General features: G+C 33.8%; 22 protein-coding genes. 12 read left to right on the plus strand and 10 right to left on the minus strand.

Translation table 11 applies throughout. The features are described 5' to 3' along the window. Positions 1–8 precede the first annotated feature (8 nt). The 11 genes from dapA to FNW17_RS11725 all read left to right on the plus strand — a co-directional run bounded on the left by dapA (position 9) and on the right by FNW17_RS11725 (position 11,545). A complete protein-coding gene (gene dapA, locus FNW17_RS11675; RefSeq protein WP_144071715.1) occupies positions 9–887 on the plus strand; it encodes a 4-hydroxy-tetrahydrodipicolinate synthase in 879 nt (292 codons plus the stop codon). Positions 888–1,107: 220 nt separating this feature from the next. Further along, the gene (locus tag FNW17_RS11680) at positions 1,108–1,902 is read left to right on the plus strand and encodes an outer membrane protein assembly factor BamD (protein ID WP_144071744.1); all 795 of its coding nucleotides are present in this window, start codon (positions 1,108–1,110) and stop codon (positions 1,900–1,902) included. A gap of 11 nt (positions 1,903–1,913) precedes the next feature. Then, positions 1,914–2,231 carry a DNA-directed RNA polymerase subunit omega gene (locus FNW17_RS11685; protein ID WP_143391729.1) on the plus strand — a complete coding sequence of 106 codons (318 nt, stop codon included), beginning with the start codon at positions 1,914–1,916 and terminating at the stop codon, positions 2,229–2,231. A 10-nt stretch (positions 2,232–2,241) separates the two neighbouring features. Continuing rightward, positions 2,242–3,453, plus strand: a complete 1,212-nt coding sequence (gene coaBC, locus FNW17_RS11690) for a bifunctional phosphopantothenoylcysteine decarboxylase/phosphopantothenate--cysteine ligase CoaBC (RefSeq protein WP_144071716.1) — start codon at positions 2,242–2,244, stop codon at positions 3,451–3,453. A 79-nt stretch (positions 3,454–3,532) separates the two neighbouring features. Continuing rightward, positions 3,533–4,417, plus strand: a complete 885-nt coding sequence (gene porD, locus FNW17_RS11695) for a type IX secretion system protein PorD (protein WP_143391727.1) — start codon at positions 3,533–3,535, stop codon at positions 4,415–4,417. A 49-nt stretch (positions 4,418–4,466) separates the two neighbouring features. Continuing rightward, entirely contained in the window at positions 4,467–6,119 is a 1,653-nt protein-coding gene (gene recN, locus FNW17_RS11700; RefSeq protein WP_144071717.1) for a DNA repair protein RecN, read from the plus strand. A 59-nt stretch (positions 6,120–6,178) separates the two neighbouring features. Beyond that, entirely contained in the window at positions 6,179–7,369 is a 1,191-nt protein-coding gene (fabV, locus tag FNW17_RS11705) for an enoyl-ACP reductase FabV (protein WP_143391725.1), read from the plus strand. A 126-nt stretch (positions 7,370–7,495) separates the two neighbouring features. Further along, positions 7,496–8,494, plus strand: coding sequence for a glycosyltransferase (locus tag FNW17_RS11710; RefSeq protein ID WP_143391724.1), 999 nt, complete (start codon positions 7,496–7,498; stop codon positions 8,492–8,494). 103 nt (positions 8,495–8,597) lie between these two features. Continuing rightward, positions 8,598–9,179 carry a dephospho-CoA kinase gene (coaE, locus tag FNW17_RS11715; protein WP_143391723.1) on the plus strand — a complete coding sequence of 194 codons (582 nt, stop codon included), beginning with the start codon at positions 8,598–8,600 and terminating at the stop codon, positions 9,177–9,179. 74 nt (positions 9,180–9,253) lie between these two features. Further along, on the plus strand, positions 9,254–10,837 hold the full coding sequence (locus tag FNW17_RS11720) for a sensor histidine kinase (RefSeq protein WP_143391722.1): 1,584 nt from the start codon (positions 9,254–9,256) through the stop codon (positions 10,835–10,837). A 3-nt stretch (positions 10,838–10,840) separates the two neighbouring features. After that, positions 10,841–11,545 (plus strand): response regulator transcription factor, encoded by a 705-nt coding sequence (locus FNW17_RS11725; protein ID WP_143391721.1) that lies wholly within the window; start codon positions 10,841–10,843, stop codon positions 11,543–11,545. A 48-nt stretch (positions 11,546–11,593) separates the two neighbouring features. Here the strand turns inward: FNW17_RS11725 and FNW17_RS11730 are convergent, their stop codons facing one another. From FNW17_RS11730 to FNW17_RS11770, 9 genes are all read right to left on the minus strand, one after another. Continuing rightward, the gene (locus FNW17_RS11730) at positions 11,594–12,334 is read right to left on the minus strand and encodes an acyl-[acyl-carrier-protein] thioesterase (RefSeq protein WP_144071718.1); all 741 of its coding nucleotides are present in this window, start codon (positions 12,332–12,334) and stop codon (positions 11,594–11,596) included. A 51-nt stretch (positions 12,335–12,385) separates the two neighbouring features. Next, entirely contained in the window at positions 12,386–13,312 is a 927-nt protein-coding gene (gene miaA, locus FNW17_RS11735) for a tRNA (adenosine(37)-N6)-dimethylallyltransferase MiaA (RefSeq protein WP_144071719.1), read from the minus strand. 152 nt (positions 13,313–13,464) lie between these two features. Further along, a complete protein-coding gene (locus FNW17_RS11740; protein WP_144071720.1) occupies positions 13,465–14,304 on the minus strand; it encodes an ion transporter in 840 nt (279 codons plus the stop codon). A gap of 10 nt (positions 14,305–14,314) precedes the next feature. After that, a complete protein-coding gene (locus tag FNW17_RS11745) occupies positions 14,315–15,676 on the minus strand; it encodes an exonuclease domain-containing protein (RefSeq protein ID WP_144071721.1) in 1,362 nt (453 codons plus the stop codon). A 77-nt stretch (positions 15,677–15,753) separates the two neighbouring features. Next, positions 15,754–16,422, minus strand: coding sequence for a YggS family pyridoxal phosphate-dependent enzyme (locus tag FNW17_RS11750; RefSeq protein WP_144071722.1), 669 nt, complete (start codon positions 16,420–16,422; stop codon positions 15,754–15,756). A 6-nt stretch (positions 16,423–16,428) separates the two neighbouring features. After that, a complete protein-coding gene (locus FNW17_RS11755) occupies positions 16,429–17,316 on the minus strand; it encodes a 3-hydroxyacyl-CoA dehydrogenase family protein (protein WP_144071723.1) in 888 nt (295 codons plus the stop codon). 240 nt (positions 17,317–17,556) lie between these two features. Continuing rightward, positions 17,557–18,552, minus strand: coding sequence for a DNA adenine methylase (locus FNW17_RS11760; protein ID WP_144071724.1), 996 nt, complete (start codon positions 18,550–18,552; stop codon positions 17,557–17,559). A 6-nt stretch (positions 18,553–18,558) separates the two neighbouring features. Further along, positions 18,559–19,170 carry a hypothetical protein gene (locus FNW17_RS11765; RefSeq protein ID WP_144071725.1) on the minus strand — a complete coding sequence of 204 codons (612 nt, stop codon included), beginning with the start codon at positions 19,168–19,170 and terminating at the stop codon, positions 18,559–18,561. A 62-nt stretch (positions 19,171–19,232) separates the two neighbouring features. Next, entirely contained in the window at positions 19,233–20,195 is a 963-nt protein-coding gene (locus FNW17_RS11770; protein WP_144071726.1) for a Gfo/Idh/MocA family protein, read from the minus strand. A gap of 131 nt (positions 20,196–20,326) precedes the next feature. Between FNW17_RS11770 and FNW17_RS11775 the strand changes: the two genes are divergently transcribed. Further along, the gene (locus FNW17_RS11775; protein WP_143391710.1) at positions 20,327–20,974 is read left to right on the plus strand and encodes a protein-L-isoaspartate(D-aspartate) O-methyltransferase; all 648 of its coding nucleotides are present in this window, start codon (positions 20,327–20,329) and stop codon (positions 20,972–20,974) included. Positions 20,975–21,078: 104 nt separating this feature from the next. On the opposite strand, the gene FNW17_RS11780 is transcribed toward FNW17_RS11775, so the two are convergent. Further along, complete coding sequence (locus FNW17_RS11780; protein ID WP_144071727.1) at positions 21,079–22,128, minus strand: Fic family protein; 1,050 nt, start codon at positions 22,126–22,128, stop codon at positions 21,079–21,081. Positions 22,129–22,144 lie beyond the last annotated feature (16 nt).

Raw genomic sequence — 22,144 nt, forward strand, 5'->3', positions numbered from 1 at the left:
AACAAATTATGCAATCATTAATTGGAACTGGCGTTGCCCTTGCGACTCCATTTAAAAAAGATTTATCAATAGATACAGAAGCATTAATAAGAATAGTAAATCTTTCTATTGATGGAGGTGTAGAATATCTTGTTATTCTTGGTACCACTGCAGAAAATGCAACAATGAATAAGGAGGAAAGAGAATTTGTTATTAAAACTATAATCGAAGCTAATAAAGGAAGATTGCCAATGGTTCTTGGAGTTGGCGGAAACAATACAGCCGAAGTTGTCGAGGAACTTAAAACAAGAGATTTATCCCAATTTGATGCCATTCTTTCGATATCACCATATTATAACAAGCCCACTCAAGAAGGAATTTACCAACATTTTAAAGCTGTTGCTGAGGCTTCACCGATTCCAGTAATTTTATATAATGTTCCGAGCAGAACAGGAAGTAATGTCTTGCCTTCAACAGTAATTCGATTGGCTAATGATTTCAAAAACATAGTAGCTATCAAAGAAGCCGCTGGTGATATGATTCAAGCTATGCGATTAATAAAAGATAAACCAAAAGATTTTCTAGTACTTTCTGGCGACGATATGATTGCTTTGCCAATTGTTTTAGCGGGTGGTTCTGGCGTTATTTCAGTAATTGCTCAAGGTTTTCCAAAAGAATTTTCCGAAATGATTCGTTTGGGACTGAACAGAAAAGTGGATGACGCATTCAAAATACAATACCTTTTTTCCGATTGTATCGACATGATTTTCGAACAAGGAAATCCTGCGGGAATCAAACAAGTCTATCAATCCCTAGGTTTGGCAGAGAATACTGTTCGTTTGCCGTTAGTGAAAGTTGATGAATCTCTTGAAAATAGAATCGATAAATTTGTCAAAAAAAATCAATAAACTCACAGAAAACGCTTCTTTTTAGTAGAAAAAAAAATATTTTGTAATGGCTAAATTAATACCTAAATTTGCGCCCTAAACTTTTATGTTTTTTTTTTTTTTGAAAGCTCTAGTTTTCTTGTAGGTTACAAATTAAAGTAAAAAAATGAATTCGAAGAATATTTCATCTGTTCGTCAAAATGGTTCGGTTCGCGAAATCAAAAAAAATGTCATTATTGTGATTAAAAAAATAGTATCGTTGTTAATTCTTTTGGTTGTTTTCGCTTCTTGTAGTGAATATCAAAAAGCATTAAAATCAGAGGATGTAGCTGTAAAGTTTGAAACGGCAACAAAATTATATGAAGCAGGAAAATATGCTGATGCTATCAGGCTTATAGAACAAATAGCTCCAGCTTATAGAGGAAAACCTCAAGCAGAGAAATTATTTTATATGTTTTCGATGTCGTATTATAATACAAAACAATATTATTTAGCAGCTTATCAATTCGAGAGTTTTACTTCAGGTTATCCAAAAAGTGAAAAAATCGAAGAAACAGCTTTTCTCGGAGCAAAGTGTTTTTCAAAACTTTCGCCAGTATATAGTTTGGATCAAGTAGATACTTTCAAGGCTATAGAAAAATTGCAAGAATTTATAGATGCTTATCCCAATTCGACATACTTACCAGAGGCTAATAAAACTTTGAGAGAATTAAACGATAAAATTGAGAGAAAAGTCTTTGAAAATGCGAAGCAATACAATACTATTATGGAGTATAAAGCATCAATGGTAGCACTTGATAATTTTGTTTCAGATTATCCCGGAACGCCTTATAAGGAAGATGCTCTTTTCTATAAATACGATTCAGCTTACCAACTAGCAATAAACAGTGTGCCTGATAAAATGGAAGAACGTTTAAATATTGCTAAGACAGCTTACACTAGTTTAATTAAATTTAAACCAGAAACAAAACACAAAAAACTTGCCGACGAAATGTTTGCTCGAATTGAAACCGATTTAAAAAATTTCACTAAATAATAAACAAAGTAATGGATTTAAGAAAGACAAATGCTCCGGTAAATACAATAACATATAATAAAAATGTTATAGAAGAGCCTACAGGAAATGTGTATGAAGCTATAACTATTATGGCCAAAAGAGCAAACCAAATCAATTCTGAAATCAAAAAAGAATTGACCGAAAAATTGGAAGAGTTCGCTACTTACAATGACAGTCTAGAAGAAGTTTTTGAAAACAAAGAACAAATTGAGGTTTCTAAGTTTTACGAAAAATTACCTAAACCACACGCTTTAGCAGTTCAAGAATGGTTAGAAGGAAAAATCTACCACAGAGAAGGAACCAAATAAATAGCAATAAATGTCAGTTTTAAGCGGGAAAAAAATTTTACTGGGAATTTCCGGTGGAATTGCAGCTTATAAAACAGCTACATTAGTCAGACTTTTTATAAAAGCAGGTGCACATGTCCAAGTGATAATGACACCTGCTTCTAAGGATTTTATAACGCCACTTACGTTATCTACTTTATCGAAAAATCCTGTTTATTCCAATTTTTACAATCAGGATGAAGAGAATGAAAAATGGAATAGTCACGTCGAATTAGGTCTTTGGGCCGATTTGATGATTATTGCTCCAGCTACAGCAAATACCTTGTCAAAAATGGCAAATGGTGCTTGCGACAATCTTTTAATTGCAGTTTATTTATCGGCAAAATGTCCCGTTTACTTTGCACCTGCAATGGACTTGGATATGTATATTCATCCCTCGACGTTAGAGAGTTTTAAAACTTTAAAGTTGTATGGAAATACAATGATTCCAGCTGAAACCGGTGAACTAGCTAGTGGTTTGTCTGGCGAAGGAAGAATGTCTGAACCGGAACATATAGTTGCTTTTTTAGAAGCCGATTTAGAGCATAAATTACCTCTCAAAGGAAAAAAAATACTAATTACTGCTGGCCCTACATACGAAGCAATAGATCCTGTGCGTTTTATAGGAAATCATTCGTCTGGAAAAATGGGCTTTGATATTGCTCAAAGTGCAGCAAATTTAGGAGCTTCGGTGGTTTTAGTTGCTGGACCTACTCACTTAAAAACCGAAAATCATTTGGTAAAAGTGGTTCCAGTTATTTCAGCTCAGGAAATGTATGATGCTTGTCATCAATATTTTGCCAATGTAGATGTTGCAATTGCAGCTGCTGCTGTTGCTGATTACAAGCCAAAGAATGTTTCGATTCAAAAAATAAAAAAAGGAGCAGATGAGTTTTCAATCGAACTCGAAAAAACAAAAGATATTTTGGCTTCATTGGGCGAAATCAAGACCAATCAGTTTTTAATTGGTTTTGCATTGGAAACTGAAAATGAAATTGATAATGCAAAGTCGAAAATTCAGAAAAAAAAGCTAGATTTGATAGTTCTTAATTCTTTGCAGGATGAAGGTGCTGGTTTTGGTAAACCAACCAACAAAATTACTTTTATAGATAAGAATTTCTCGGTGGAACAAATGGATTTAAAATCGAAAGAAGCCGTTGCCGATGATATTTTAAACAAAGTAGTAGCCCATTTTGCAAAATGAGTCTTCAAAATTGAATTAGAAATCTTATAATGATTTGAGCTTATTTCATATTGCATTAAATAATAAATAGTAACTCCGTATGACTAGAATAATTGTATCTTTCTTAATGCTTTCATTTGGATTTGCTCATTCTCAGGAGTTAAATTGCACAGTTACAGTAAATGCCGAAAGATTACCAAACGCAAATCAGCAGGTCTTCAAAACACTCCAAACTTCGTTGAGCGAATTTGTTAATCAAACGCAGTGGACTGGACAAATTTTCAAACAAAATGAAAAGATAAATTGTTCGATGTATATTACACTTTCCTCTTATGAATCGGATAAATATACAGCTACAATTCAAGTTCAATCCGCTAGATTGGTATATAATTCGTCTTATTCAACTCCGATATTAAATTATAATGATAAAGATTTTAGCTTCAGTTACACACAGAATCAGCAACTAATCTTCAATCCAGCTGAATTTGAATCGAATTTGGTTTCAGTGATTTCGTTTTATAGCCATATAATTATCGGATTGGACATAGACACTTTTATGCCTTTGGGTGGGAATCCTTTTTTAGAGACCGCTCAAAACATTGCAAATGTTGCCCAGCAAAGTGGTTACAACGGATGGAGTCCATCAGATGGGATTAACAGTAGGTATTTTTTGGTAAATGATTTATTAGCACCAGTCTATAATGATCTTCGTCAATCGTCTCTTTTGTATCATTCTGGTTTAGATATAATGACTCAGGATTTAAAGGCGGCAAAAGAAAAAATTAAATTATCATTGCTAAATATTGGAAAACTAAATTCAATAAAGCCAAATGCCTTCTTGACTCGAGTATTTTTTGATGCTAAATCCGATGAGATTGTCTCTATTTTTTCGGGTGGACCCAATATCCCAATTGCTGATTTAGTCGAAAGTTTAAATAAAACTTCACCGTTGAACTCGAGTAAATGGGTGAATATTAAATATTAATTACCATCTTATTTTTATTTTTTACGTTTCTTTTTCAAAAATTATATAAATGATAACTTCTCTGTCGATAAAAAACTATGCGTTAATCGAAAAATTGACTATCGATTTTTCTAAAGGATTTTCGATTATTACTGGAGAAACTGGTGCGGGAAAATCCATAATTTTAGGTGCTTTAGGATTAGTTTTAGGGAAAAGAGCCGATTTAACTTCACTGAAAAACAAAGACGAAAAGTGCGTCATCGAAGCTCATTTTGAAATCTCAAAATACAATTTACTTCCCTTTTTTGAAACCAATGATTTAGATTACGAAAATGAAACCATCATTCGTCGTGAAATTCTTCCTTCAGGAAAATCTAGAGCTTTTATCAATGACAGCCCCGTAAATTTGCAGGAATTGCAGGAATTAAGTTTGTTTTTGATAGATATTCACTCACAACATCAAACCCAAGAACTTTCAGAAGAAAAAGTTCAATTCGAAATTATCGATGCCATTGCCAATAATCAGGAAAGTATTTTAGAATATCAAACGGTTTTGAAAAGCTATAAATCTGATAAATCGAAGTTGAATTTGTTGCTTAAAAAACAAGCGGAATCTTATAAACAACAGGAATACAATACTTTTTTATTGGACGAATTAATAACATCGAATTTAAAATCTGGCGAACAAGAAACCCTTGAAGCTGATTTTGAAAAGTTGAATAATGTCGAAATCATAAAAGAGTCTATTGATAAATCTTTGGCTATAGCCAATGAAGAACAAATAGGTGTGATGTATAATTTGAAAGAGATTAAAGTTTCTTTGCAAAAAATTGCTTCATTTTCGCCAGAATATTTTTCATTGCTAGAAAGAATTACAAGTCTTACGATTGAATTTGACGATATTTCGGATGAATTGAATCGTTGTTCAGAGAAACTGATTAATGATCCTGAACAACTAGAATTAATTAGCCAAAAGTTGCAACTGATTTATAATTTACAAAAGAAACACCAAGTTTCAACTGTTGATGAGCTAATAGAAATTCAAAATAATCTTGAAAATTCGGTTTTAGAGTTAGGAAATCTAGAACATGAAATCGCTTCTTTGAACGATTCTTTTCAACAAAAAACAGAATCTTTAGATACTTTGTCCAAAGCGATTCATGAGAAAAGAGTCGAGGCAGTTCCCGTTTTATCTCAGAAATTAATTTCAATTTTAGAGACTTTAGGAATGCCTAATGTTCGTTTCAAAATGGATTTAAACAAGTCTTCAACGTATTTCGAAAACGGAAAAGACGAACTTCAATTTTTGTTTTCGGCCAATAAAGGAACCGATTTTGGATTGTTGAAAAAAGTAGCTTCAGGTGGCGAAATGTCCAGAATTATGCTGGCTGTAAAGGCAATATTAGCACAATATTCAAAATTACCTACCTTGATTTTTGATGAAATCGACACGGGAGTTTCTGGAGAAATTGCCAATAGAATGGGTGAAATCATGAAAGATATGAGTCAGACGATGCAAATATTTGCTATTACCCATTTGCCACAAATTGCAGCAAAAGGAACAGCACATTTCAAGGTTTCTAAAGCAACCATTGGTGAGGATACACAATCAGAATTGCGATTATTGTCCAATGAAGAACGCGTTGTCGAAATTGCGCAAATGTTATCGGGAACTGTGGTTTCGGATTCCGCATTAAACCACGCAAAAGCCTTGTTGAATTAAAGAAATGACTTATATTTGTCAACTTAAAAAAACCGAATAAACGAATAATTTTTACATATATGATTATAGAACCAAGAATGAGAGGATTTATTTGCCTTACGTCGCACCCAGTTGGATGTGCACAAAGTGTAAAAAATCAAATAAATTACATCCAATCAAAAGGAACTATCGATGGTCCCAAAAAAGTTTTAGTAATTGGAGCTTCAACAGGATTTGGTTTGGCTTCTAGAATTACGGCAGCCTTTGGTTCTAATGCAGCAACAATCGGTGTGTTTTTTGAAAAACCTCCATTATTAGGTAAAACAGGATCTCCAGGTTGGTACAATTCTGCGGCTTTTGAAACAGAAGCTAATAAGGCAGGATTGTATGCCAAAAGTGTCAACGGAGACGCTTTTTCTAACGAAATTAAAAGACAAACTTTAGACTTGATAAAAGCTGATTTAGGTCAGGTGGATTTAGTGATTTATAGTTTAGCTTCACCTGTTCGTTTGCATCCTGTTACGGGAGTTTTGCATCGTTCGGTTCTGAAACCAATTGGAGCAACTTACACGAATAAAACTGTCGATTTTCACACAGGAGTTGTGACTGAAATTAGCATTTCGCCTTCTCAAGATGATGATATTGCCAATACTGTTGCCGTAATGGGTGGCGAGGATTGGGCAATGTGGATGGAGGCGCTGAAGGCAGAAAATCTTTTGGCTCCAGGAGTTAAAACAGTTGCTTATTCCTATATCGGACCATCATTGACCGAAGCGGTTTATAGAAAAGGAACAATTGGCCGTGCTAAAGATCATCTTGAAGCAACAGCTTTCTCGATTTCGGATAGTTTAAAATCTATTGATGGAGAGGCATTTGTATCGGTAAATAAAGCATTGGTAACTCAAGCTAGTTCAGCGATTCCTGTGATTCCGTTGTATATTTCTTTGTTGTATAAAATAATGAAAGAAGAAGGAATTCACGAAGGTTGTATCGAACAAATCCAACGTTTGTATTACGAAAGATTGTTTACAGGAAATCCAATTCCAACCGATGATAATGGAAGAATTAGAATTGACGATTGGGAAATGCGTGACGAAGTTCAGGAAAAAGTAGCTACTTTATGGAAACAAGCTGCAACCGAAAATTTAGCAGAAATAGGTGATTTAGAAGGGTATAGAAAAGATTTCTTAAACCTTTTTGGGTTCGATTTTGCAGGCGTTGATTACAAAGAAGATTCTAACGAAATGGTAGGTATTCCTAGTATTATATAATAAAATAATATTCTTTTTAGAATCAAAAATAGTACAACCATCACGCATTGCGTGGTGGTTTTTTTATGGATAAAAGTTTATCTTTGTTAAAATTTTTAGCCATACGTCGCACCTTAATTTTTGTTTATGTTATTTTCTTTAATCATACCCGTTTACAATCGTCCGGATGAAGTGGATGAGCTGCTAGAAAGTTTATCACAACAAGATTATACTGATAATTTTGAAGTGGTGATAGTAGAAGACGGTTCTTCGCTGCGATGTGATGATGTGGTGCGTAAATTTGCTGGAAAACTGCACTTATCTTATTCTTTTAAAGAAAATTCAGGACCCGGCGATTCTAGGAATTACGGAATGAAAAAAGCCAAAGGCGATTATTTTATCATTTTCGATTCGGATTGTATTATCCCAAAAAGCTATTTGACCGAAGTTGCTAAGGCACTAAAAGAAAATTATGTCGATTGTTTTGGAGGGCCTGATGCGGCTTTAGATAGTTTTTCGGATATTCAAAAAGCAATCAATTTTGCGATGACTTCTTTTCTTACTACGGGCGGAATTCGTGGTGGTTCGGAGAAAATTGATAAGTTTCAACCCCGAAGTTTCAATATGGGATTGTCTCGAAAAGCATTTGAAGCATCGAATGGTTTTGGGAATATTCATCCCGGCGAAGATCCTGATTTATCTATCCGTTTGTGGAATTTAGGTTTTGAAACCAAACTTTTTCCCAAAGCTTACGTTTACCATAAACGAAGAATCGACTGGGAAAAATTTACAGTTCAGGTCAATAAATTTGGCAAAGCCAGACCAATATTGAATAGTTGGTATCCTCAATACAACAAGATCACTTTTTTCTTCCCATCGGTTTTTATAATTGGTTTGCTTTTTGCGGTGATTTTGTTGATTTTTACATATGATATATTGCTTCAATTGTATTTTGTGTATTTTGTGATGATTTTTTTGGTGTCAACTTATAAAAATAAAAGTTTCAAAGTGGGTTTATTATCCATCAAAGCGGTTTGGAAACAATTTTTTGGTTACGGAACTGGGTTTATGGAGTCCTTCATAAAAGTCATTATTCTGAATCAAAAACCGCAAGACGCATTTCCGGAGCTGTTTTTTTTAAAATAATACCGATTATGTGTTCATTATAGTCCAATAAATTGTCCTATTTTCACACTATATCGGCATTATACCAGAAATATATCGAACTAATTTTTTTAATTGGTATAAAATGACAAAAATAATTGGATTAACAGGAGGTATCGGAAGTGGAAAAACCACTATAGCCAATCATTTTATGGAGGCGAATATACCTGTTTATATTGCTGATGATGAGGCAAGAAAGATTACGCAGTCTCCTGAAATTATAGAAGAAATTAAAAAAACTTTTGGCGACTCCATCTTTGATGACGCTATTTTAAACCGAGAAAAATTATCTCAAATTGTATTTAGTAGCCCTGAAAAACTAAAACTACTCAACGCTATTATTCATCCAGCGGTAAAAAAACATTTCCAAGATTGGGTTTTGAACCACAAAAATGCTCCGTTTGTTATTTATGAAGCTGCCATTTTATTTGAGAGTGGAAGTTATAAAAATTGCGATTTGATAATAACGGTTACTGCACCTTTAGAAACAAGGATTCAGAGAGTAATTCAAAGGGATAAAACCACTCGTGAGTTAGTTTTGAGGAGAATTAATGCACAATGGAGTGATGATCAACGTGTTTCTAAAAGTGATTTTATCATCGAAAATGTAGATCCGAAAACTGCAAAAGCAGAAATTGATAAAATTCTTAAAATTTTGAATATTTAATAATTTCAATCTTTGTTGTTAATCTTTGGTTAAATTATTATTATTTATATTGTTAAAATACTAATTTTGTATCGATGAATAAATTATTTTTTAGAATACTGGTTTTATTGATGAGTTTATCCTTAATAGGGATAATTTTGGTACAAGTGTATTGGTTTAATACCTCGTTAAAAAATAATGACGAGCAATTTAAATTTCATGTCAAATCTGTAATAGGAACTGTAGCTGATAAGCTTCAAGAGCAAGAAGCTTATAGTTTTTTTGATAAGTACAATAGGTATAAAGATAGTACGGGTAAAATACCCCAAAAAGTGGATCTATTAGAGTTTTATTATATTCAAAAGAATCATGAGAATAACACAACAACAGTTTATTCAAGTGTTTTGAAAGAGGAAGATTTTGATATTACCTCTTCAATTTTTGGTAAAAAATTAGATAGTGTTAAATTTAAAAGTTTTAATTCTAAGCGAGTTACTGAAGTTTACAACAATAATAAAATTGACAATTCGAGTGTTCAGCAAGATTTGATACCTGATGTCAAAATTGAAAAAACAGGAAGTTTAGGTGTTTTAGATAAAGCACAGTTTGAAATTTTCTTTAAGGATATAGCTTCGACAATGCCTTTGCAGGAGAGAGTTTCAAAAGAAGCCTTGGAAAAATTATTGAAGAAAGAATTAGTAAAATATGGTGTTAATACAAAATTTGAATTTGGAGTTTTTAGCAGTGGTTTAGCAACTAAGGTAAAATCGGATGGGTTTGTATATGATGCAAATAATACTTATACTATTCCAATATTTTCGGACAATGAAGGAAATAATAAATATCAATTATTAGTTTCATTTCCCAATAAAAAGAAATTTTTGCTTTCTGATTTGGTTGGAATAACATTATTATCCATCATTTTTACGCTCATCATTATTATTGCTTATTCAAGTGCATTAAATCAGTTGATTCGTCAACGTCATATATCAGAGATAAAATCAGATTTCATTAATAATATGACACATGAATTTAAAACACCCATTGCAACGATAAATTTGGCTTTGGATGCTATAAAAAATCCAAAAATTATAGGAAATGAGACGATGGTTCTCAAATATCTTCAAATGATTAAAGATGAAAATAAACGAATGCATGCCCAAGTGGAGAATGTATTGAGAATATCAAAATTAGAGAAAAAAGAATTAAATATTAGCAAAGAAACCGTTAATATTCAAGAAGTTATAGAAGACGCGATTGAACATGTTAATCTAATTTTAGAAGATAGACAAGGCACTATTACTAAATATTTTGTAGCAGAACGAACAAATGTTTTGTTGAACGAAGTTCATTTTATTAATGTAATTGTAAATATTTTGGAAAATGCTATAAAATACTCTCCAAATATTCCAAAAATTGACATTTTTACCGAAAATGTAAAAGAATTTTTGATTATAAAGATTAAAGATAATGGAATTGGAATGAGTAAAATAGCTCAAAAAAGAATTTTCGAAAAATTCTATCGTGAGCACACAGGAGATTTACACGATGTAAAAGGGCACGGTTTAGGATTGGCTTATGTTAAAAAAATTATTGACGACCATAACGGTCAAATTTATGTAGAAAGTGAAAAGGGAAAAGGGAGTACCTTCATAATAAAAATACCATTAATAAATTAAGATATGGAAAATGTAAATAAAAGAATACTTTTGGTTGAAGACGACTTAAATTTTGGGGCTGTTCTAAAAGATTATTTAATGTTAAATGACTTTGATGTCACTTTGGCCAAAAACGGAATGGAAGGCTTTGAAAAATTCAAAAAAGATAATTACGATTTGTGTATTTTGGATGTAATGATGCCCTACAAAGACGGCTATACATTAGCAAAAGAGATAAGAGAAAAAAATCAAGAAGTACCAATTATTTTTCTAACAGCAAAATCTATGAAAGAAGATGTGCTAAAAGGATACAAAGCTGGAGCAGATGATTATTTGAACAAACCATTTGATTCTGAAGTTTTGTTGATGAAAATAAGAGCTATAATTCAAAGAAAATCATCTGCAACTCCATCCGAACCGGTACAGTTTGAATTTAATGTAGGTAAATTTCACTTGAATTCTAAACTTAGATTTTTGTCTGTTAATGAAGAGGAACCAGTGAAATTATCTCCAAAAGAAAACGAATTGTTGAAAATGTTGATTCTTCACGAGAATGATTTAATGCCAAGAGAACTAGCATTAACAAAAATATGGAGAGATGACAACTATTTTACTTCCAGAAGTATGGACGTATATATTGCCAAATTGAGAAAATACCTAAAGCTAGATCCAAATGTGGAAATCCTAAACATTCACGGTGAAGGTTTTAGATTAGTGGTTAAAAAATAAATCAAATTTTGATTATATAAGGCTTCGAGAAATCGGAGCCTTTTAGTTTTACTCCAAATTCAACAGCAAGGCAAAACAGGTTTTTTCTTCTTTAGTAATGCTGAAAACCATAGCGTCTGACGTCAGGTTTTCGTGTATGACCACTTTATCTTTTAATGACAATTCCTTGAGGAAATTCATTTCGAAACTTTCTATTTTTTGATTTAAAATCAATTCCAAATCTAAGAAATCCAAACACCATTCTAAGTATTTCACGTTGTTCACGTGATTGACAATATCTAAATCTGAAAGTGCAACTACTTTTTCGAAGACCATTTCGGTTTCGTTGTTGATATTGATTTTTGAGAAAGGCTTTTCGGTTGCTTTTTGCTCTGGATATAATTCAAAATGTGCAAAAGGCAAAGCCAAGGCTTGTGGACGTCTTATTTTAGTATTGAAAACGGCCCAGAAAGTTTCGCAACCCACTATTTTCTTGTCATTTACATACAATTCCAAAGCTCGAACCGAACGAGAATTTTCGAGTGTATTAATCCAAGTTTTTACCGTTACAACGTCTTTCCATTTGGGTAATTCGTTGATTTCAACCCGCATTCTACTCAAAACCCAAGCCTGATTGAATTCCTGCATATCCGAAAAACTAATTCCTCCAAGTTCAGAATGAGCTGCAGCAGTCAATTGTAAAATGTTGCATAAATCGGTATATTTTAAATATTCGTTTGGCATGCATTGGGTAAAATTGATTTCCCAATCTTTACTGAATATGGACGTGAAATTTGGCGAAATTGGCATTTTGAGGGAAGAGTTTAGAAGTTAGAAGTTAGAAATTAGCATTTAGAATTTTTATATTCCATTGCCGTTGATATTGCCATTGATATTGTTATTGATATTTTTTATAATTTCTTTTCTATCCATCAAATAATCGAACCACATTGTTTGTTCGTTTCTTTTGAACCAAGTGAGTTGTCTTTTGGCAAATCGTCGGGTGTTTTTCTTGATTTCTTCGATGGCAAAATCCAAGGAGATTTCGCCTTCAAAATAACTGAATAATTCTCTGTAACCAACCGTTTGTAAAGCATTCAAGTCTTTGTGAGCAAATAAATTTTCGGCTTCGGCCAATAAACCTTCGGTCATCATTATGTCAACTCGCTGGTTAATTCTATCGTAAATCAGGCTTCTTTCAGCTTCTAAACCAATAAGGATAGGAGTGAAGTTGCGAGTGTTTTTCTTTTGGTTTAAAAAGGAAGAATAAGGTTTTCCAGAACCAATGCAAACTTCCAAGGCACGCATCATTCGTTGTGGATTTTCTTTGGCCACGACTTCAAAATAATTGGGGTCACGTTTTTTTAATTCGGTTTGCAAATATTCGATTCCTAATTTTTCATAATTAGAAGTGACTTCACCCCGAACAGAAGTTTCAATTTCGGGAAAATCGTCAAAACCTTTTAAAATAGCGTCACCGTATAAACCTGAACCGCCAACCAGAACAACATAATCATTGGTTAAAAATAATTCATCGAGTTTGGCAATGGCTTCTTTTTCGAAATCGCCTACGGTATAATTTTCGAAAATGGATTTGTTTTGGATGAAATGATGTTGTGCTCCAGCCAATTCTTCGGTCGTGGGAACAGCGGTGCCAATTTGCATTTCCTTGAAAAATTGTCGGCTGTCGCAGGAAATAATATCGCAATTGAAATGTTGCGCCAAGGTGATGCTCAAGGAAGTTTTTCCTATGGCTGTTGGTCCGACGATGGTGATTAAGTACTTCATATTTGTTAGCCCAGATGGAAACGGAAACCCCGCAGTGGTGAAAGTTAGTTTTTCTTGGTGTAAAAGAGCGACCAACGGAAGCTCCTTTTATGCCTTAGAATAATAACTTGAACAACGAGGAGTTGTAGTGTACAGCTGGAAATAGCTTCTTATTATTTGAGTGTCAGTGGATGTCCACAATGATAACAAAATTTAGAATTAGGGTTATGATTGGCGACACCACAATTTTCACATGAATTTTTTTCAAGTTCAGTTTTGTTGGTGTTCGTTCTTGTAAATTCGGCGGTTACAATTCCTGTGGGAACGGCGATGATTCCGTAACCGAGAATCATAACCATCGAGGCGATGAATTGTCCCAAAGGTGTTCCGGGTGAGATGTCGCCATAACCCACGGTTGTCAGTGTCACGATGGTCCAATAAATACTCATTGGAATGCTGGTAAATCCGTTTTCTTCGCCTTCGACAACGTACATTATCGAGCCGATTAGAATAGTGCTAATGAGAACAAAATAAAGGAATACAGTGATTTTGCCTCGGCTAGCATTCAGTGCTTTTAGCAAATGAATGGACTGTCCTGTAAATTTTGGATGGTTTAATATTTTGAATAATCGCAATAATCTCAAGGCACGTATTATTGAAAAAACTTTGGAACCCACTAAGAAAAAGGATAAATACATGGGTAGAATAGCAAGTAAATCGATGATGCCAAAGATGCTGAAAATATAATTTCGAGGTCTATTGGTGGTGGCTATTCTTAGCAAATATTCAAGGGTAAAAAAACCAGTTATAATCCATTCGAGAATAATGAGTTCATGGTGGTATTTGGCATCAAATCCTTTTACGGTTTCGAGCATTACCAAGAAAACGCTCAAGAGAATTAGTCCCAAAAGAATCAAGTCGAATAATCTTCCTGCGACTGTATCTGTACCATAAATGATGATATGGATTCTTTGCCTAAGAAGGTTGAGTTTTGATTTTGGTTTGCGTATCATCAAATATAAATTAAAAATTTATAATCTTGATTGTTTTTGACTTTCGAATATAGCTTTGAATACTGTTTCGAGTATCCCGATTGCTTTGCATTGGCGTGATGATATTCCTTAGAATTTCGATATTGTTGATTTGGTAATTCAAATCGTAAAAAGCATATCCTTTGTAGACTCCATTTTCTATTAAAATCGCACTACGCTCAGAAATGGTGCGACCTCTATCAAGAATTGCCAACGTTTTGTTGTCGAATATATTATTTTCTATGAAGGCTTGAACTCGTAAATTATATTGTTCGGGAGCTATTTTCTCAACACAAGCGCCATCGCATTCGTTGATGGTATGCTGAAAACAATGTGTTTTGGTTTCGTATAAACCAGTCAGTTTCTGGCATAAATGATAATGCGAACTGATGCGAAACAAAGCGTCTTTTCCTTCTTGCAGGGAAGTATATGATTTTACTTCTTTCTTGCGACCGTCGGCTTTTTGTAGTTTTAAATTCAGATAACCGTTGGCATCTTTCTCGACATAAACTGCCCAAGAAAAATTGCTTTTTGGGGACATTCGGTTGTAGATTGGACGGTGAATTTTGACTTCTTGAGATTCTTTCAAAAGTGCAATCAATTCGCTTCCTGTTTCTTCATAAGTTACGGTAAAAACTTCATTTTGGATTTTCTTGGCACTTTTGGTGATTCCCGTAAAATGCTGATTCACCCTTTTTTTAATATTTCGGCTTTTGCCAATAAAGATTATGCCACCGTTTTCTTTATGGATGTAATAAATTCCTGTTTTTGAAGGCAGATTCTCCACAATATCCATCAGTTTGGGAGCAATTCCTTTTTTGACTTCAAATTTGATGAGTTCTTTTACAATTTCTTTATCCAAATCTTTGTCTAAAAGCATTTTAAACAATTTTACAGTTGCCATCGCATCGCCGCTCGCACGATGTCTGTCGGCCATTGGGATTCCTAAAGCACGAACCAATTTTCCTAAACTGTGGGAAGTTTGCTCTGGCAATAATCTCTTGGATAATTCGACAGTACAAAGTGTTTTTATATTGAAATCATATCCCAAACGACGAAATTCAGTGCGAAGAATTCGGTAATCGAAATCGGCGTTGTGTGCCACTAAAACGCAATCATTAGTCATTTCGATAATGCGTTTGGCTACTTCAAAAAACTTTGGAGCAGAGCGCAACATGGCATTATTAATTCCAGTCAATTTCACTACAAACGGCTGAATTGGAATTTCAGGATTGACTAAGCTAATGAACTGGTCTACGATTTCGTGACCGTCAAATTTATAAATGGCAATTTCCGTGATTCCTTCTTCGTTGAATTGTCCTCCGGTAGTTTCTATGTCGAGTATTGCGTACAAAATAAGTGTTCGGTGTTCAGTTTTTAGTCTTCAGATTTCAAATCTGAATTCAAAAAGCGTTAATCTTAAATCAAAAATCAAATTCGTCCCCCAAAGATACTACTTCCTATCCGAACCATCGTACTTCCGCATTCAATTGCGAGTTGATAATCGCCAGACATTCCCATTGATAATGTAGAGACGCGATTAATCGCGTCTTTACGCAATTGCAACTTATCAAAAATCGATTTCAAATGGGTGAATTCTTTCTTGATTTGGTTTTGATTATCCGTAAAAGTCGCCATTCCCATTAATCCAACGATTCGAATGTTTTTCATTCCATCTTTGTCATTCTGAACGAAGTGAAGAATCTCGTTGAGTTCTTCTTCATCCAAGCCAAATTTACTTTCTTCTTCGGCAATATATATTTGTAATAAACAATCGATAATTCTATTGTTTTTTTTAGCTTGTTTGTTGATTTCTTCCAATAATTTCAAGCTATCCACACCGTGAATCAAACTCACAAATGGCGCCATAAATTTGACCTTGTTCGTCTGAACGTGACCAATCATATGCCATTCGATATCTTTTGGCATCGCTTCCCATTTTTCGGCCATTTCTTGGATTTTGTTTTCGCCAAAAATGCGTTGACCCGCATCATACCCTTCCATCAAATCGGGAATGGGTTTGGTTTTAGAAACGGCAACAAGAGTTACAGTTGATGGTAAAGTGGATTTTATTTTGAGGAGGTTTTGTGCGATTGACATATTTTATTATATAAACTGTTTCGAAATTTTCTCCGCTTTCTTACTTTCGCTATAATCATAAAAACCTTCACCAGATTTCACGCCCAATTTTCCAGCACGAACCATATTGACCAATAAAGGGCAAGGAGCGTATTTCGGGTTTTTGAAACCGTCGTACATCACATTCAAAATGGCCAAGCATACGTCAAGCCCAATAAAATCAGCTAATTGCAAAGGTCCCATCGGGTGTCCCAGACCGAGTTTCATCACGGTGTCAATTTCATAAACACCAGCCACTTTGTTGTACAGTGTTTCGATGGCTTCGTTTATCATTGGCATCAAAATTCTGTTGGCAACAAAACCAGGATAATCGTTGACTTCAACGGGAGTTTTACCCAGTTTTTCGGACAAAGTCATAATGATTTTCGTCACTTCATCGCTCGTATTATAACCACGAATGATTTCGACCAATTTCATTATCGGCACAGGATTCATAAAATGCATTCCAATAACGCGTTCCGGATGAGCCACAACAGCACCAATTTGTGTAATAGAAATAGAAGAAGTATTGGTTGCCAAAATCGTATTATGCGAACAAACTTCGTTCAATTGCTTGAAAATATTGAGTTTTAATTCCACGTTTTCGGTAGCTGCTTCAACAACCAAATCTACACCAACAACACCGTCTTTTATATCAGTATAAGTAATAATATTACTGATGGTTTTGAATTTTTCTTCTTCGGTAATGGTTCCTTTGGCAACCATTCGGTCTAAATTGGCAAAAATAGTTGCCATTCCTTTATCCAATGATTTTTCGGAAACGTCAATCAGTTTTACGGTAAAACCACATTGCGCAAAGGTATGTGCAATTCCGTTGCCCATTGTTCCTGCTCCGATTACGGCTATTATTTTCATGTTATTATACTATAAACCCGTTAGGTGTAATTTAAAATGTTATTTATATTAAACGCATAGAATCATAGATTTTATAAGGCGTTTTACTTTTTGATAGTGATACATAGCTGTGAATCCAAGACCCGAGCGATAGCGAACAGGCGAAGCAATTGGTCTATCGAATTCTTTTTTTCTATATTTCTATGCGTTTCAATTTTTTATTTCTAATAATTTAATAATTGCACCAATGAGTTACTACGATTATTTCTCTAAAATGTGCAAAAATTCAGTTGTGCTACTTGCTGTGTGAATTCTATTTTCGGTTTTGTCGGCTTTAAAACGTTGGTAATTGGTGGTCACCAAATCGTATTTTCCGTATTTGGACATAATAGTTCTAATTTCGTCTTCGGTCATTAAACCTTCGTTGTTGTAACTTAAAAAAGTATAATTGAAATTAGCGTTTTTTACCAACTCTTCAAAGGATTTTCTAACATTTGTTTTACTACAATAATCCGAACGATTGTACTCTCTCAGACCTGTTTTTCCTTTTGGAATAAAGGTATCGTATTTTGCTATTGTGTTTAATAAGTGATAATTAGAGCCGTATTGACGAGCATTATATGGTGGATCCAAATACAAAATATCACCTTCGATTTTCTTTATCAAAAGATTGCTATCTTCATTGAAAACTTCATGTTCGTTGTCGTTTATAGAGAAAATAGCGGGTTCCAAAACAAGATTTTTCTGTGCCGATTTCTTGATTTTTTTTAAATAAGCACCATAAACCGAAGCTGTATTTGCCACTTTATCAGCGCTTTCTAGTAAAGAAGCCAAAAGGAAATAATAGGCTTTTGAATTTATAATTTTTTCCCTTTTCCAACTTCCTATTTGTTGCCGAATAGCATCAATTTTTTTTCCGTTGTGTTCAGAGAAATAGAGTCTTTCTTTTGCTCCGTTTTCGGAATATTCATTGAAAATAAAACCTTCAATTCCGTTGAGTTGATTGAGTTCTTCGATGGCTGAATAAAAATCTAATGGTTCGTGATTTTCAATATAATTTTTATTCAAAACATAGCTGTAATATTCTAAATCATTACTAATCACTTTTTTTACATTGGGTTTAAAAGTTCTGCCCACAATTCCGGTTCCGGCAAATAAATCACAAAAAGTTTTTTGCGACAAATCCTCTCCAACTACTGAATTCACAGCCGTTTTAATGAAGGAAGATAACTTTTGTTTGGAGCCGATGTAGTTCATATTATATTAATTTTCAACCCAAATAAGGTCGGATAAAATGGTGTTATTTTCTAGATTGATTGGGATTAAATTCTCTGAATTAAAATTTTCGACATACGTATCAATTTCTGATTTCAAGAGTTTAATTTCTGCTTTTAGTTTCCAATGTTCCTTATTTTTTTCGACCAAAACGATGAATAATCTGTTTTTCAAATGCTTTCTGCTTTCCTGACTTTGGTTCAAATACAGCCATTGAATCAATTCGGCAGGATTGTTTTTAGCGTAAGCCACAGTTTGGTTAAACCCTATTGGGAAAACCGTAGTTTTATGGTCAAAACAAGTTTTATTTATGGTGAAATCAATTAGTTTATCGAATTTATTTATGTTGGGTGTTACTTTTTCGTGCAATGAAAATAGGTTTTCAACTGCTTCGGCAGACCAAAAATTATACCATCTGTTCAAAGCATAATTGTGAACTTCTTCATCAAATGAAGCTGTTTTTTCTAATAATTTTTCAAAAGTATAAGTCGAATAGATAAAACTAGTTTTTGCATCCCAGTCATCAGATTGTTTTCGTCCCCATTTATAAGGATAAATCAATCTTTTTTTTAATTCAGTTTCAACTCGTAATAAATCCATAATTTAAAATTTGTTTAGAATTCAAATTGAATTGATCTTTGGAAAACTAATAAGATTGTTTTTTACTTAAAACAATCAATAATTTGGTACGCCACTCTTAAAGCTTCTGTAGCTTGTTCCAATGTTACCACTGGAGTAGTGTCATTATTGATGGCGTCGGCAAATGATTCCAATTCGTCCAGAATGGCGTTGTTTTGCTCCACATCGGGATTCGAAAAGTAGATTTGTTTTTTTACACCTTCGGCATTTTGTAGAATAATATCAAAATCTCCAGGAATTTCGGGAGCATCTTTCATTTTTACAACCTCACATTTTTTCTCCAAAAAGTCAACTGAGATATAAGCATCTTTCTGGAAGAAACGTGATTTACGCATATTTTTCATTGAAATTCGGCTGGCAGTTAAATTAGCAACACAGCCATTTTCGAATTCAATTCGAGCATTGGCAATATCAGGAGTATCACTAATTACCGAAACTCCACTGGCGTGAATGTCTTTCACTTTCGAATTTACTACACTCAAAATAGCATCAATATCGTGAATCATTAAGTCTAAAACTACGGGAACATCAGTGCCACGTGGATTGAATTCAGCTAATCGATGGGTTTCAATAAACATCGGATTTTCAATCATATTTTTGGTCGCTTTGAACGCAGGATTGAATCTTTCGACGTGACCTACTTGACCTTTGAGGTTATATTCTTTGGCTAAAGCTATGATTTCTTCCGCTTCGGCAACGGTATTTGAAATGGGTTTTTCTATAAAAACATGTTTACCCGATTTTATGGAAACTTTGGCACATTTGAAATGCGAAAGTGTGGGCGTTACAATATCGATAACATCGACGGCGTGGATTAAAGTGGCGATTGTGGAGAATTGCTTGTAGCCAAATTCCTTTGCCACTTTTTCTCCATTTTCTTGGTTTTCGTCATAAAAACCAACTAATTCATATTTTTCAGATTGTTGTAACAATCTCAAATGTATTTTTCCAAGATGCCCAGCACCTAAAACGCCTACTTTTAACATAAAAATGATTTTCAACAAATATAAAATTTATTTGTTTATTGTCTATATTTTGTTGTTTAAAGTTTTGGAAATTGTTACTTGATTTTTGAATATTTAAAGTTTATTTTTACCGAAATAAATCAACCCAAATTTTGAAAGATACTGCCAAACATCAAGGACTTCGCAATCAATTAGTAACCCTTTTGAAAGAAAAAGGAATTACAGATAAAGGTGTTTTGGAAGCTATTAGTAAAATACCACGACATCTCTTCTTGAATTCCAGCTTTGCCGATTATGCTTATCAAGACAAAGCATTTCCAATTGGTGCTGGACAAACCATATCGCAACCTTATACGGTGGCTTTTCAGAGTCAGTTATTAGAAGTAAAAAAAGACCATAAAATTCTTGAAATTGGAACGGGTTCTGGTTATCAGACAGCTGTTTTGTGTTTGATGGGAGCTAAAGTTTTCAGCGTAGAAAGGCAAAACGAATTATTCAAACAAACTTCGGCTTTATTGCCAAAATTAGAAATTGGAATACGCCCAAAACATCTTTCTTTTGGAGACGGTTATAAAGGGTTACCCAATCACGCTCCTTTTGACAGTATTATCGTTACGGCTGGTGCGCCAATAATACCGCAAGCTTTGATGGCACAACTAAAAATAGGAGGAAGGCTTGTAATTCCGCTTGGCGAAGATGTTCAAATTATGACTTTGCTTATCCGAAAAAATGAAACTCAGTTTGAAAAACACGAATTTGGAGATTTTAAATTTGTTCCTTTATTGGAGAATAAAAATTAAAGGTTCTACTGGAAATGGTTTAATTCTTATGTGTTTCACATAAATGTCAGTTGTATCAAAATGGATAAAATGCCGTCTCGTTTTTTAAGAACTAGACGGCATTTTTATTGACCAATAATTTCAAGATAACGCTCTAAACTTTCTTTCTCGGTTTGAGCAATAAACAAGAGAAAATCCTCTTTGTTGTTTTTGGTTTGAGCAGTTTCTAGTGCATTGTAATACTGCATTCTAGAATCATAATCTCCTTTTATATTGGCAATTACATAGCCGTTTTGCAACAAAATTAGATTCATTACCAAACGAGAAGTTCTGCCATTTCCATCAATAAAAGGATGAATAGTAACCAAACGCTCGTGAAGTTCTGCTGCCAAAACTATTGGATGTAAGGCATTTTTATTGGTTTCATACCAAATAAAATAATCTTCCATTTCCTTAGAAACCAAAAACGGTTGCGGAGGCATAAATGAACTTCCTTTAATCATTACTTGTACTCTACGATATCGCCCAGCATCTTCGGGATTGATACCACGAAGAATCAAGTTGTGAATAGATAGAACTTCTCGATCATTTAAAGTGGTGTTTTTATCCATCAAATGTTTGATATTAACAATCGCTTCATGATGATTGATGACTTCAAGATGTTCTCGCATACTTTTTCCAGAAATGGTTAAACCTTCGTTGATAACCAAATCAGTTTCGCGAAGTGTCATTGTATTTCCTTCGATTCGATTGCTTTCAAAAGTGTATTCGAGTTCTAATGCATGATCAATTCTATAACTGTCAAACTGTCTAAATTGATCCAATTTTGCTTTCAAAGTATCTATCTCATTAAGGATAGACAATAAGTTTTTAGAAAGGGTATTTTTTACGGCAACGCAGCTATTTTCAACCTCTTCGCGGACCAGATTCATTGCTTTCAGGGCAAAATCATCTTGTCCTATTTCATAAAGAATTTTTTCTTTGAGCCAAGCAACCATTAAAGTTTCAAAGTCGATTTCTAGCAAAGAAGCCAACTTAATGACTTGATCTTTGGTTGGTTTCCTCGAACCCTTTTCGAATTTACTGATTAAAGCTTGGTCAATTCCTAAAATTTGTGCCACTTCTCTAGTCTTTAATCCTTTTTGTTCTCTTGCATTTTTGAGTAGTGTTTTCATTTTTCATTACATTTAA

Origin of the sequence: Flavobacterium franklandianum, from assembly GCF_007097365.1 — a bacterium.
In the GTDB taxonomy this organism is placed as follows: Bacteria; Bacteroidota; Bacteroidia; order Flavobacteriales; family Flavobacteriaceae; genus Flavobacterium; species Flavobacterium franklandianum.